The following is a 13,169-nucleotide window of genomic DNA, read 5'->3' as shown; positions in this document are numbered from 1 at the left end:
GCAAGGATGCCTCGCCGGCCCATATTTTTCATTTTATTTCAATTACTTACGAACCATTCCCACGAATGGAATTTTTCTCAATCTGAGCGTCTGGAACGCACATAATCGAAGATCTGGGCGTCACTGGTGAGCCCCAGCTTGCGCATGGCGCTGGTCTTCTGCTGGCTCACGGTGGACATCCCGCGCGAGGTGGAACGGGCGATCTCGGTGACGCTCATGCCTTCACTGAAAAGCTTCAGGATCTGAAGCTCACGCGGCGACAGCCCTTCCAGGGTCGCCGCCCGGATATCCATGGAGCGCCGCTTGCCAGCCACCGCATCGACGTTCTTGCTTAGATAACGGTCCCGGCGATGGGCCGCAAGGATGGCCTGCGGAATCTCATTGACGTCGCTGGTCTTGTCGACCAGGCCGGTCGCCCCGGCATCGATCATCTCCCGGTAGAGCGCGGCATTCATCACCGCGGTGACCACCACGATGGGCAGTTCCGGCCACGCCGCGCGGATGTCATCGATCAGGCTCAGGCCGTCTCGATGACCCTCCCCCGGCATGCGGTAATCCGTTACCAGCACATCGCACGGCGTGTGTGCCAGCAGTTCGAGCAGGCCCTGGGGCGAAGTGGCTTCGCCCACCACCTGGCCCACCCCGGCCTGGCGAATGGCAACGCTGATGCCAGCCAGGATGACTGGATGGTCATCGGCCACGATGATCCGGATATCCATTTTTCCCCCGATCGGGTATTCCAGGTGGGCCGCGTCAGGTCGGCGACGGGGATTCTGCACCCTGATTGCCGGGTCCTTCCAGCGAAGCAATCTCAAAACGCCCAGCCGGGTATCGGGCAGTGGTTGTTTTCGAAAGGAAAAACAAAGCGCCGCTTTCTAGAATTCCACAGTTTATCCGGGCCGATGCCCATGGAGCCTCCCAAGGTGTCTGAAGAAAACCGCCGGACCCTCTGGCAGCGCTTCCGCCCGTTGATCTGGCTGGGCGCGTGTTTCGTGCTGATCCAGCTGGTCATCCGCATCGTGCTGCTGGTAGCGGCTCATGCCGACGTAACCGCCGGATCCTGGCCCCGGGTGTTCGGCCTGGGCCTTGGCTACGACCTCATCGTGTTCGTGTACCTGGCGTGGCCGGTACTGCTTTACCTGTGGCTGGTGCCGCGGCGGGTGTACCTGTCGAAGGTGCAACGTTGGCTCACCCTCATCTTCAGCTTCGCGTGGCTGTACACGCTGATGTTCATCGCCCTGTCCGAATGGACATTCTGGGGTGAATTCGCCACACGCTTCAATTTCATCGCCGTGGACTACCTCATCTATACCACCGAGGTCATAGGCAACATCCGCGAATCGTATCCCGTGGTCCGATGGATGACGGAACTGGCGGTGGTGGCATTGGTGCTGATATGGCTCACCCGCCGGACACTCGCCCCGCGCGACGACGGCAGCCGTTTCAGCGCGCGGAGCCTCGTGGTGCTGGCGTGGCTGGTTGTCACCGTGGCGGTATCTTTTGGCGTAACGTCGGCGGCAAAAAATACCAGCGGCAACGCCTACGTCGACACCCTGTCGGGCAATGGCATCTACGAATTCGTGGCTGCCTTCCGCAACAGCCGGCTGGATTACCCGCATTTCTACAGGACCCTTCCCGATGCAGAGGTTGCCGCCACCCTGCGCAAGCAGCTGAAGACACCCGATGCCACGTTCGTCTCGGACGATCCGAACGATATCGCCCGCAAGATCACCCATGCAGGCCCTGAAAAGCACCTCAATGTCGTGCTGATCAGCGTGGAGAGCCTTTCGGGCGAATACCTGCGGTCACTGGGCGGCACTCGGGATGTCTCCCCCAACCTCGACGCGCTGTCGTCGCAAAGCCTGTTCTTTACCAATCTTTATGCCAACGGCACGCGCACGGTGCGCGGCCTGGAGGCGCTCGCATTGAGCGTGCCGCCGACCCCTGGCGATTCGCTGGTCAAGCAGAAGGGCAACGAGAACCTCAATTCCCTGGCCGACATCTTCAACGAGCGCGGCTACGAGTCGAAGTTCGTCTACGGTGGCTACGGCTACTTCGACAACATGAACTACTTCTTCGCCCACAACGGCTACGGCGTCGTAGACCGCACGGCGATCGGCAAGGACATCACCATCCATAGCGAGAATGTCTGGGGGGTGGCCGACGAAGACCTCTACACCCTGGCCTTGCAGCAGATGGACAAGGCACAGGCCGACGGCAAGCCGTTCTTCCTGCATATCATGACCACGTCGAACCACCGGCCCTTTACCTTTCCCGAAGGGCGGGTGCAGGGCAGGCAGGGCACGCGCACCGGTGCGCTCCGCTACAACGACTGGGCCATCGCCGACTTCATCAAGCGGGCCCGGGCAAAGCCCTATTTCGACGACACGGTATTCGTGATCACCGCCGACCATTGCGCCGCCAGCGCGGGCAAGAGTTCGATCCCGGTGAACCGCTACCACATCCCGCTGTTGATCTACGCGCCGAAGTGGATCACACCGCGCCACGAAGACCGCCTGATGTCGCAGATCGACATCGGTCCCACCCTGCTGGGCCTGCTCAACTTCAGCTATACCAGCCATTTCTTCGGTTACGACCTGATGGCGCTTGAACCGGGCCGGGAACGGGCATTTCCCTCCACCTACCAGAAGCTGGGCTATATCCACGGCGATCGGATGACCGTGCTCTCTACCCAGCAGAGCGTGGAACAGGTCAAGCCGGATTTCCGTACGGGTGAAGCCACGCCGGTGCAAGCGGTGGATACCGACGACGTCACGAACGCCATCGCGGCCTACCAGGGTGCGGCTGCGATGTTCAAGGATGGCCGGATGCATCACAAGCCTTGATAGCGGCCGGGTCAAGGCCTATTTATGCTTCAGCCGTGACCCGCCCCTTCGCCCACCTCGAAGCCTTCATCGACCGACACCCGCGCCTGCTGGTACTCACTGGCGCCGGGTGCAGTACCGATTCGGGTATTCCCGACTACCGCGACGTGGACGGCGCCTGGAAGCGAAAACCACCAGTGACCTTCCAGGCCTTTACCGGTAACGACACCACGCGGCGCCGCTACTGGGCACGAAGCCTGGTGGGCTGGCGCTACTTCGGCATGGCCGAACCCAATGCTACGCACCGGGCGTTGGCGAAGCTGGAAGAACACGGCAAGGTCAGCCGCCTGGTCACGCAGAACGTCGACCGCCTGCACCAGAAGGCGGGCAGCTGCGACGTGGTGGACCTGCACGGCCGTCTGGACATCGTGCGGTGCCTGGCTTGCCGGCATTCGATGGGCCGCGACGGCTTCCAGGCTGACCTTGAAGCGCTGAACCCCGATTGGGTTTCCCTTGACGCGCTGCGGGCGCCCGATGGCGACGCCGACCTGGAAGGCCTGGACTTCGACGCTTTCGCCATCCCGCCCTGTCCCCAATGCGGCGGCATGCTCAAACCCGATGTGGTGTTCTTCGGCGAGAACATCCCCAAGGCCTGGGTAAACGATGCCCAGGCCGGGCTCGATGCCGCCGACGCCGTGCTGGTGGTGGGCTCATCGCTGATGGTTTATTCCGGCTATCGCATCGTGCTGCAGGCGGCACGGCGGGGACTTCCCGTGGCGGCGCTGAACCTTGGACGTACCCGGGCTGACGAACTTCTCAGTCTGAAAGTGCAGGCGCCTTGCGGTGAGGGCCTTTCCTTCCTGATGAATTAATGGTTTTAATTCATCGCCTTGAGCGAAAGAACTCGCGCAACATCGAGGAAGCTTCCTCCGCCATGAGGCCCCCTTCCACGGTCACGCGATGGTTGTGGCGCTCAGACACCAGGGTATCGAACACGCTGCCGGCTGCACCGGTCTTCGGATCGGTGGCGCCGTAGACCACCCGTGCCACCCGGGCATGGACGATGGCCATCGCGCACATCGCGCAGGGCTCCAGGGTGACGTAAAGCGTGGAATCGGGAATCCGGTAGTTGGCGAGTTTACGGCCGGCGCTGCGCAGGGCCTCGATCTCGGCATGGGCGGTGGGATCGTGGCTGCCGATGTTGCGGTTCCAGCCCTCGCCTACTGCTTCGTCGTTGAGTACCAGCACGGCGCCCACGGGGACTTCGCCTTCGGCGTCGCGTGCATGTTCGGCCAGCGCAAGGGCGCGGCGCATCCAGGTTTCATCGTTGGGCATGCGGGGATGATAAAGGGTTAAGGCGGCTGCTTTGTTGGAGGCGCCAGGGCGTCTCCAACGAAGCAACCACCCCCTAAGGCGCCGCCAGATTAGGCTTATCCTTTGACGCCGGTGCATCACCCAGAAGCCGGGCAACGATCCCACCCAACATGCCCCCAACAATGGGCGCCAGCCAGAACAGCCAGAGCTGGCCGACATAGGCGCCACCGGCGAACAAGGCAGGTCCGGTGCTACGGGCTGGATTCACCGACGTGTTGGTGACCGGGATGGCGATCAGGTGGATCAGTGTCAGGGCGAAACCAATGGCGATCGGCGCGAAACCGCCGGGCGCCGTCGGCGCGGTCGATCCCATGATCACCAGCAGGAAGAAGAAGGTCGCTACCACTTCCACCAACAGGCAAGCGAGCAGGCTGTAGTGGCCGGGACTGAGGTCACCGTAGCCGTTGGACGCGAAGCCGCCGATGACGAAGCCGGGTTTGCCACTGGCGATGAGGTACAGCACCCCGGCGGCGACGACCGCCCCGACTACCTGGGCCACGATGTAGGGAAGAATGTAGCTGGCGGGAATCCGGCGGCCGGCCCACAGGCCCAGGGTCACCGCGGGATTGAAGTGGCCACCGGAGATGGCACCCACGCCGTACGCCATGGTCATCACTGTCAACCCGAAGGCCAGGGCCACGCCTGCAAAGCCGATGCCCAGTTCCGGGAACGCCGCAGCCAGTACCGCGCTGCCGCAACCGCCGAAGGTCAACCAGAACGTGCCGAGGAATTCGGCACCCAAGCGCTTGGACATCCCCATGATGAATCCTCCGAGAGTGGCGGCGGCCGGCAGCGGCCGTCCGTCCAGGTAAAGAGGCTCCGGGGAATCTACGCTGTCCCGGATAAGGGCGACACCGTGACGATAGTTGTAGGGGATCGCCTACGCAGTTCCGGCTGCCAACCCCGGCACACGCTTAAGCCGACGGCAGGTTCCTGGATGTCTGGCCAAACAGGATCTTCTTGCCTTCGTCGGTAACGGTGGGACGGCTATACGGCTCGGCCCTGGCAAACGCACGCACCGTTCCGGGGCGCGCAGCCACGGCTTCGAACCAGCGCTTGAGGTCCGGGAAGTCGTTCAGATCCTGCTTTTGGCGCTCGTGGGGAACGATCCATGGGTAGCACGCCATGTCGGCAATGCTGTAGTCATCGCCGGCGATGAATGAACGGCCCTGCAGCCTGCGGTCGAGTACGCCGTAAAGACGATTGGTCTCGTTGACGTAGCGATCGATCGCGTAAGGAATGGGTTCGGGCGCGTAGCCACCAAAATGGTGGTTCTGCCCGGCCATCGGCCCCAGTCCCCCCACCTGCCAGAACAGCCACTCAAGTACCGTCTTGCGGCCACGCAGTTCCGCCGGAAGAAACTTCCCGGTTTTCCCAGCCAGGTACACCAGGATCGCGCCGGACTCGAACACCGTCACCGGCTCGCCACCATCAGCGGGTGCATCGTCGATGATCGCCGGCATGCGGTTGTTCGGTGAGAAGGCCAGGAAACCAGGTTTGAACTGGTCACCGGCGCTGATGTCCACCGGCGTGATGCGGTAATCCACGGCCGCCTCTTCCAGGAACATGGTGACTTTGTGCCCGTTGGGCGTGGGCCAGTAGTACAGGTCGATCATGGGCAAGGCCCTTTGCGCGAGGTGGAGAATGGCTATTCTAGGTCGATCAGCTGGTCCCAGGGAGTCGCCGTGACGCTACCGCTCCACCCCTGTACGCGGTGCAGGGCCCTCGCTTTTGCCATGGTACTCATCGTGTGGGGGGTAGCCTGCGTGGCATCACCGGCGATGAATGCCGGTGTGCATGCATCCGCGCTGGTGTCGCGCATGACGTTGCCGGAAAAAATCTCCCAGTTGCAGAGCGCGGCACCGGCCATCGCGCGCCTTGGCGTGCCTGCCTACGACTGGTGGAACGAAGGGCTGCACGGACTTGCCCGCAGCGGGCCAGCTACGGTGTTCCCGCAGGCGATCGGCCTTGCCGCGAGCTGGAACCCTTCGCTGATGCAGGAAGTGGGAGGGGTGGTGGCACGACAGGCGCGGGAGCGCTACGCAGCCATCGGTCCGGGCAATGACCATCCGCGATACCACGGGCTGACGATCTGGTCGCCGAACATCAACATCTTCCGCGACCCGCGCTGGGGTCGAGGCCAGGAAACCTATGGTGAGGATCCCACCCTCACCGCGGCGCTCGCCCGCGGCTTCATCGGTGGCCTGCAGGGCAGCGATCGGCTACACCCCACGGTGATCGCCACCCCGAAGCATTTCGCCGTCCATAGCGGGCCGGAAACCGGCCGCCATGGCTTCAATGTCAATGTCTCGCCGCATGACCTGGAAGATACCTATCTCCCCGCGTTTCGAGCGGCGATCGTGGATGCACACGCCGGATCGATCATGTGCGCATACAACGCCATCGGCGGCACGCCGGTCTGCGCCCTGCCCTGGCTACTCGGAGAACGTCTGCGCGGGGACTGGGGCTTCCGTGGCTACGTGGTATCCGATTGCGATGCCATTGACGATATGACTCATTTCCATCACTACCGCCCGGACAATGCCGGCTCCGCTGCCAGCGCCCTGCGTGCGGGTACCGATCTTGACTGCGGCGATGCCTATGCAGCGCTGGGCGAGGCCGTGGCCGAGGGCAAGGTGGACGTCAACGCCATCGATACCGCAGTCATACGACTTTTCACCGCACGCTTTCGTTTAGGAATGTTCGATCCACCCGTGCTGCCACGGCAAACGGGCACAACCGAGAGGGTAACCGACCGCCAACTCGCGTTACGTGCAGCGCTGCAGTCCATCGTTCTGCTGAAGAACGAACACGGCGTGCTTCCATTGAAAGCGAACAGCCGCATCGCCGTCATCGGGCCCCATGCCGATGTGCTCGACGTACTGGAAGCCAATTACCACGGCACGGCATACGCGCCGGTGACGCCACTGGCGGGACTGGTGGCGCAGTTTGGCAAGGACAACGTCCGCTACGCCCAGGGGTCGACGCTTGCGCCGGGTGTCGCGGTGGTCGTGCCGTCCACGGCACTGCGCGACACAGCCGGTAACGGCACGCCAGGCCTGCGCGGGGAATACTTCGCCACGCGCGATTTCACGGCAAAGCCGGTGATGGTGCGCAGCGATGCCAGGATCGACCTGGACGTGGATCATGCCCCGCCCGCCAAGGGACTGCCGGCCGACGGCTACGCTGTGCGCTGGTCCGGGGAACTGCATCCTCCCGGGCCGGGCGACTACACCCTGCGCGTGATGGTTGACCGCTGCTACGACTGCCTGTTGCACGACAAGGTTCGCCTGTATATCGACGACCGTCTGCTTACCCAGATCCAGGGCGATGACGACGCGGCGACCACCACCCTGCATGTCGCGGACGCGCGCGCGCGGCGCCTGCGCGTGGAGTGGCAACACGGGCAGGACCAGGGCATCCACCTGCAATGGATTGCCCCGGCCGATGCGCAACGGGCTGAGGCAAGGCGCGTGATGGACGGCGTCGACGCCGTGGTGGCCTTCGTGGGTTTGTCTCCAGGCCTGGAGGGCGAGGAGCTGAAGGTCGACGTCCCCGGCTTCGCCGGCGGCGATCGCACCGATCTTGAACTACCCGCCCCGCAGCAACGCCTGCTTGAAACTGCTGCGGCCAGTGGCAAACCGCTGGTGGTGGTGTTGATGAGCGGCAGCGCAGTGGCACTGAACTGGGCCAAGGCGCACGCCGATGCCATCGTGGTCGCCTGGTACCCCGGCGAGGAAGGCGGTACCGCAATCGCACGCACGCTGTCAGGCAGCGCCAATCCCGCTGGGCGCCTGCCGGTCACCTTCTATCATGACGTGGGCGATCTCCCCGCGTTCACCAACTACGCCATGAAGGGAAGGACGTACCGATATTTTGCCGGCGAGCCCCTGTTCGCTTTTGGCGATGGCCTGAGTTACACCCGGTTTTCTTACGACACGCCCACGCTTTCGACAACGAGCGTGCGGGCCGGACAACAGCTGGAAGTCAGCGTGACCGTGCATAACACTGGACAACGCGAGGGAGAAGAAGTGGTCCAGGCCTATCTGTCCTATCCCGACGCCCATGACGCACCACGCCGGGCGCTGGTCGGCTTCCAGCGCGTTGCCATGGCGGCGGGAAAAAGCCGTATCGTGCATCTGTCGATCACCCCCCGGGCGCTGAGCCTGGTCGACGCAAACGGCAAGCGCCGTGTTCGTCCCGGCCACTACAAGCTGTACGTGGGCGGATCACAGCCAGGCCCAGGCCAGCGCGCGATCGACTTCACCATCACTGGACAGGCTCGCCTGCCACTCTAACAAGAGGCACCCCGCATGATCCGCTTCTACTTCCACCCGACGCCGAATCCAGCCAAGGTCGCCCTGTTCCTGGAAGAATCAGGACTTCCCTACCAGGTGCATCCGGTGGACACCAGCAAGGGAGAGCAGCACGCGCCGACGTTCCGCGCGGTCAATCCCAACGGCAAGGTGCCGGTGATCGTGGATCTCGACGGCCCTGGCGGCATGGCCATCACGGTGTTCGATTCCACGGCAATCTTGCTTTACCTCGGTGAAAAAACCGGCAAGTTCATGGGCTCGGCCTCCGATCGCGGTGAACTGTTGTCCTGGCTGATGTTCCTGGCCACCGGCTTGGGGCCCTTCTCCGGCCAGGCCGTGCACTTCCAGTTCGCCGCGCCCGACGGCAATACCTATGCCCGTAACCGCTATCGCCGCGAGGCCGAACGCCATTACCAGGTACTTGACGACCACCTGGCCGATCGTGATTTCATCGCTGGACCCGGCTACACCATCGCCGACATCTCCGCCTGGGGCTGGCTTGACCGCGCCTCACGCGTGATGCACCGCCAGGACGACCCGCTGGCTGACTACCCGAATCTCAAGCGCTGGTTCACCGCCATCGACGCGCGCCCGGCCGTCGCACGGGCACGCATGGTAGGTGAAGGACATGAGTTCAAGAAGGCTTTGGATGAAGAGTCACGGCGGGCGCTCTTTCCTTCGAATTACTGAGAGTGCATCGCCGCGTCCGGGATGAAATGAAGATCCTGGTAGTCCCAGCTGAAATCGGCGATCGGCGAAATGGCCTTCATCGACATCTGGTCGATGCTGCCGTCCGGGTTGAGCGCAAAGGTGACGTACGCATCCTCGACATCGGGCATCGTCCAGTGGGTACGGAAGGTGTCGAACTGCACATGCTCAAGTTTGCCGTGCAGGCCAGGCGTGCGATCGAAACTTATCGTCAGCGCACCCGCGGAATTCTTGCCCTGGCCAATCGTCGCGGTGCCGTACCACGGATCGCGATAGACGCCGGCATAGCCCGACAGCGGCAGTGAGGGGCCCCGCTCGGCATGGGTGACGGCACTGTTCGCCTTGAGCGCCTCGACGGCAGCTGTATTGCGCTGGTCGATGACCTGCTTGTAGCTGGCGATCCAGTCCGGCGAAGGCAAGCTGAGGTAGGTATCAAGCAGGTGCTCGCGCATGGCGAACAACGTGCCTTCGTCCTCCGAATTGATCATGATCGCAAAGGCAGCCTGCTTTTCCGGGATGATCACGACGGCCGAGATCCCGCCAAGCACACCTCCCAGGTGGGTGATGATCCTGTGCCCGCGGTAGTCCTGCACCTCGAAGCCCAACGCATAGGCTTCGAATTGCGGCTGCGCCAGCGCCAACGGAAGGGGCGCCGCGGGAATCGGGATCAGCGTTTGCGGCGTCCATAAGGCTTCGGCGGAGATGGCACTGAAGATGCGCCGGTCCTTGTCAATTCGTCCGCCGTGCAACTGCAATTGCAACCAATGCCCCATGTCCGACGCACTGGTCTGCAGGGCGCCGGCCGGGGCAAACACGTTGCCGGTCATCACTGTCGAGAGCACCGCCTGCCGGCCCGTTCCGCGCACCGCCGTGGTGTTCTTGCCATGCAGCGAAACCTGGTCGGCGACGCGCGCATCGATGCTGGTTTGCGTGTCGCGCATCTGCAGCGGGCCAAGGATGTGATGTTGTATGAAGTCTTCCCAGCGCTGGCCGGAGACGGCCTCGACAAGTTCCCCAGCCGCGATGTACAGCACATTGTCATAGTCGTAGCCGCCGCGGAAGGAACGCGCGGGCTTGAGATAACGGATGTCATGAACCAGTTCGGCGCGCGAACGATCGGATGTTGGAAACATCATCATGTCGCCTTCGCCCAGGCCCAGGCCACTGCGATGGACCAGCAGGTCGGTGACCGTCATCTCATTCGACGCATACGCGTCGTACATGCGAAACCCCGGCAGCTTGTCGACCACGCGGTCATCCCAGCGCAGCTTGCCCTGGTCCACCAGGATCGCCAGCGCGGCGGTGGTGAATGCCTTGGTGTTGGAGCCGATCGGAAAGATCGTATGTGCATCCACCGCCGCGGTTTCGCCCAGCTTGCGAACGCCCCAGGCATGCGTGGTGATGGCATCCCCTTCAACGGTTACCAGCGCCATGCCCGGTGTATCGAAGGTCTGCATGGCCTTGTGCGCAAAGGCCTCAAGCGAAGGGTCCGGGGTCGGCGGCACAGATGCGTTGGCTACGCCACACCACGGAACCAGCATGGCCAGCGCCACGAATATCGCTGCACACCTGCCGGCCGCCGTGGCTGGCATGGCGGCCCCTGCATCAAATCGACGGATCATGGTGATGCCCCCTCTTTTGGACGCTGCCGACATCGGCCTCGGCGCCGCCGTGCGGATAACTCAGGTTTTCGGCGGGCTGCGGCCCTTGCGAGCTTTTGGCTTGCCGGCCGTAGCCGATTCACGCTTTTCCTTGACCGGAGCCTCGACATAACCCACCAGTTTCTGTCGCAACTGGGTGATGTCACCAATGCGCTCGAACATGTCGCCTTGTTCGTGGCTTACCGCGCCGATCAGCAGGCTCAGCAGACTCGTGGCTGCCGTGAAATTGTGCCATGGCCGCTCCATGTCGGCCGGCAGCATCAGCACGTTCTTCGTAAACTGACGCGCCCAGTAACACTGGCTGTCGGTGATGATGACCAGTGGAATGCCGCGCGCCGCCGACTCTTCGGCCAGGATACGGAAGTGCCGCGAGTAGCGCCGGAAATCAATCAGCAAAACACAGCTTTTCTCGGTTGAATCAAGCAACAGGTCGGTATAGGCGCCGTCCAGGCCTTCGTCGAATACCGTGCGCTGCTTGACATGCTGCATCAGGCTGGCGAAGCCCAGGCCGAGGAATCGGCCCTGGTGGAAGCTGGCGACCGACACCCGATCGGCGCCTACCAGCAATTTGACGATGGCGCTCCATTCGGCCGTACGTGTCAAGGCATGCGCTGTGGTTACGCCCCGGATTTCCGCCTGAAGATCTTCGGACACCGATGCCGCGCCACCGCGATGTTCAGGGTTCTTGTACAGCTGCAGCCATGGCGAATCGCCACGCAATTCTTCCTTCAACTCGTTGAGACCGGCGTAGCCCAGGGTACGCAGGAAGCGTCCCACGGTCATCGAGCTCACGCCGACCCGCTGGCCCAGTGATGCGGCGGTCTCGAACGGAATCCCGCTCAGATTGTGCAGCAGGTACGTGGCGATCTTCTGCTCGGAGGTGGTGTATGACTCCATGCCGTCTTTCAGTTTTTTCTGTAGATCCTTGATCATTACCGGTCTCTCATGGAGCCAGCACAATGGCCGGGCCCGTCTGTCCATGTCGTTCCACGTCAGCGTGGCGGCGACTGAGCATATACAAAAGCACGGCCGACAGGCCGGCAACCCCGCCGATCAGGGTGAAGAACCCGCCATGACTCATCTGGCTCCACAGCGTGCCCAGCGCGCCAGCCAGCAGGTTGCCGAAGAACCCCGCGAAAAACCATGTGGCGATGCTGGTGGCACGGAAACCTTCCGGCGCCATGCGTCCGAACAGCGCCAGGCCGACCGGCAGGATATACAACTCACCGATGGTGAAGACCACGAACCACGCGAACAGCCACAGCCAACTCGCCCGCGTGCCGTGTGCGTCGCTCCACGCGGCCACCAGCCCCAGCGCCACGAACGAGGCGCCCACGATCATCGCACCGGTCGCCATCCGCGCCAGTAGCGGTGTCTTCACTCCGCGCCTGGCCAGTCGCGTCCAGTGCGCCACCAGGAACGGCGTAAAGGCAAACACCGCCAGTGAATTGATCGACTGGAACCAGGTCATCGGTATCACCCATCCGAAGGCCAGCTGGCGGTCGATGCCGGTGTCGGCCCATAGGGCGATGGTGTTGCCATTCTGCTCGTAGGCGCCCCGGAACACCACTACGATCGCGGCGATCCCGATCAGCAGCCCGAAGCGCTCTCGCGCCGCGCGATCCAGTGGCGGTCGGGCCGCCTTCGCCGCGGCGCCCCGCGGCGGCTCCACCGGCAGGTAAGCGGCGCCGGCCAGGTAAATCACCAGCGACAGCAGCATGCCGAAACCCGCCGCGGCGAACCCCCAGTGCCAGCCGAACGCCTCGCCGAGCGTGCCGCACACCAGTGGCGCCAGGAAACCACCGAGATTTATTCCCACGTAGTAGATGTTGTAGGCGGTCTTGCTGCGCTCGTCGCCGTCCCGGTAAAGCCCCTCGATCTGGCTGGCAAGGCTGGGCAGGAACAGCCCGTTGCCCGCCGCGATCAGCACAAGCGCCGGGTAGAACAATGGCTCGGACCCCATCATGAAATGGCCCAGCGCCATCGTCGAGCCGCCGATCATCACCGCGTTGCGCTTGCCCAGCCAGCGGTCGGCCATCACACCGCCGAGCACTGGCGTGAAGTAGACGAACGCCGCGTACGTGCCATAGACCAGCGACGCATAAGCCTGGTCCATATGCAGGTGCTTGGTCATGTAATAGACCAGGATCGCGCGCATGCCGAAGAAGGAAAACATCTCCCACATCTCGGTCAGAAACAGCACGCTCAATCCGCGCGGGTGGCCGAACCAGTCGCTGCCGCGGACGGACTTCACGGTGACGGACATGCGCCTGCCCTCCCCTGGT

11 protein-coding genes are annotated in these 13,169 nt (G+C 63.2%); 4 read left to right on the top strand and 7 right to left on the bottom strand.

The features are described 5' to 3' along the window. Positions 1-77: 77 nt before the first annotated feature. Positions 78-719: a response regulator transcription factor gene (locus VGM61_RS19085; protein WP_331524515.1), complete on the bottom strand. Its 642-nt coding sequence runs from the start codon at positions 717-719 to the stop codon at positions 78-80. Between the two features lie 204 nt (positions 720-923). Between VGM61_RS19085 and VGM61_RS19080 the strand changes: the two genes are divergently transcribed. Together VGM61_RS19080 and VGM61_RS19075 are read left to right on the top strand one after the other, a co-directional pair. Next, a complete protein-coding gene (locus VGM61_RS19080; RefSeq protein ID WP_331524514.1) occupies positions 924-2,846 on the top strand; it encodes an LTA synthase family protein in 1,923 nt (640 codons plus the stop codon). Between the two features lie 35 nt (positions 2,847-2,881). After that, a complete protein-coding gene (locus VGM61_RS19075; RefSeq protein ID WP_331524513.1) occupies positions 2,882-3,697 on the top strand; it encodes an NAD-dependent protein deacetylase in 816 nt (271 codons plus the stop codon). 10 nt (positions 3,698-3,707) lie between these two features. Here VGM61_RS19075 and tadA read toward each other — a convergent pair whose 3' ends face one another. From tadA to VGM61_RS19060, 3 genes are all read right to left on the bottom strand, one after another. Next, positions 3,708-4,160 carry a tRNA adenosine(34) deaminase TadA gene (gene tadA / locus VGM61_RS19070; RefSeq protein WP_331524512.1) on the bottom strand — a complete coding sequence of 151 codons (453 nt, stop codon included), beginning with the start codon at positions 4,158-4,160 and terminating at the stop codon, positions 3,708-3,710. Positions 4,161-4,233: 73 nt separating this feature from the next. Further along, on the bottom strand, positions 4,234-4,959 hold the full coding sequence (gene aqpZ / locus VGM61_RS19065; protein ID WP_331524511.1) for an aquaporin Z: 726 nt from the start codon (positions 4,957-4,959) through the stop codon (positions 4,234-4,236). Between the two features lie 154 nt (positions 4,960-5,113). Continuing rightward, the gene (locus VGM61_RS19060) at positions 5,114-5,815 is read right to left on the bottom strand and encodes a glutathione binding-like protein (protein WP_331524510.1); all 702 of its coding nucleotides are present in this window, start codon (positions 5,813-5,815) and stop codon (positions 5,114-5,116) included. Between the two features lie 120 nt (positions 5,816-5,935). Here VGM61_RS19060 and VGM61_RS19055 point away from each other — a divergent pair, with 120 nt between their 5' ends. Both VGM61_RS19055 and VGM61_RS19050 read left to right on the top strand, forming a co-directional pair. Then, positions 5,936-8,497 carry a glycoside hydrolase family 3 C-terminal domain-containing protein gene (locus VGM61_RS19055; protein ID WP_414694917.1) on the top strand — a complete coding sequence of 854 codons (2,562 nt, stop codon included), beginning with the start codon at positions 5,936-5,938 and terminating at the stop codon, positions 8,495-8,497. Positions 8,498-8,512: 15 nt separating this feature from the next. After that, on the top strand, positions 8,513-9,205 hold the full coding sequence (locus tag VGM61_RS19050) for a glutathione S-transferase family protein (protein ID WP_331524509.1): 693 nt from the start codon (positions 8,513-8,515) through the stop codon (positions 9,203-9,205). On the opposite strand, the gene VGM61_RS19045 is transcribed toward VGM61_RS19050, so the two are convergent. Genes VGM61_RS19045 through VGM61_RS19035 form a run of 3 tightly spaced genes read right to left on the bottom strand, consistent with a single transcriptional unit; the run spans position 9,199 to position 13,150 of the window. Next, a complete protein-coding gene (locus VGM61_RS19045) occupies positions 9,199-10,845 on the bottom strand; it encodes a serine hydrolase (protein ID WP_331524508.1) in 1,647 nt (548 codons plus the stop codon). The genes VGM61_RS19050 and VGM61_RS19045 overlap by 7 nt on opposite strands. A 60-nt stretch (positions 10,846-10,905) precedes the next feature. Then, entirely contained in the window at positions 10,906-11,817 is a 912-nt protein-coding gene (locus tag VGM61_RS19040) for a MurR/RpiR family transcriptional regulator (protein ID WP_331524507.1), read from the bottom strand. A 10-nt stretch (positions 11,818-11,827) separates the two neighbouring features. Next, positions 11,828-13,150: a peptide MFS transporter gene (locus tag VGM61_RS19035; RefSeq protein WP_331524506.1), complete on the bottom strand. Its 1,323-nt coding sequence runs from the start codon at positions 13,148-13,150 to the stop codon at positions 11,828-11,830. Positions 13,151-13,169: the final 19 nt, after the last annotated feature.

The organism is Pinirhizobacter sp. (assembly GCF_036499745.1).
Taxonomy (GTDB): Bacteria; Pseudomonadota; Gammaproteobacteria; order Xanthomonadales; family Rhodanobacteraceae; genus Pinirhizobacter.
This window is presented reverse-complemented; position numbering and strand designations above follow the sequence as displayed.

Bases quoted from the DNA above. Each gene is read 5' to 3' on its own strand.
- VGM61_RS19085 (WP_331524515.1), bottom strand. From the start codon at position 719: ATGGATATCCGGATCATCGTGGCCGATGACCATCCAGTCATCCTGGCT.
- tadA (WP_331524512.1), bottom strand. From the start codon at position 4,160: ATGCCCAACGATGAAACCTGGATGCGCCGCGCCCTTGCGCTGGCCGAA.
- aqpZ (WP_331524511.1), bottom strand. From the start codon at position 4,959: ATGGGGATGTCCAAGCGCTTGGGTGCCGAATTCCTCGGCACGTTCTGG.
- VGM61_RS19060 (WP_331524510.1), bottom strand. From the start codon at position 5,815: ATGATCGACCTGTACTACTGGCCCACGCCCAACGGGCACAAAGTCACC.
- VGM61_RS19055 (WP_414694917.1), top strand. From the start codon at position 5,936: ATGGTACTCATCGTGTGGGGGGTAGCCTGCGTGGCATCACCGGCGATG.
- VGM61_RS19050 (WP_331524509.1), top strand. From the start codon at position 8,513: ATGATCCGCTTCTACTTCCACCCGACGCCGAATCCAGCCAAGGTCGCC.
- VGM61_RS19045 (WP_331524508.1), bottom strand. From the start codon at position 10,845: ATGATCCGTCGATTTGATGCAGGGGCCGCCATGCCAGCCACGGCGGCC.
- VGM61_RS19040 (WP_331524507.1), bottom strand. From the start codon at position 11,817: ATGATCAAGGATCTACAGAAAAAACTGAAAGACGGCATGGAGTCATAC.
- VGM61_RS19035 (WP_331524506.1), bottom strand. From the start codon at position 13,150: ATGTCCGTCACCGTGAAGTCCGTCCGCGGCAGCGACTGGTTCGGCCAC.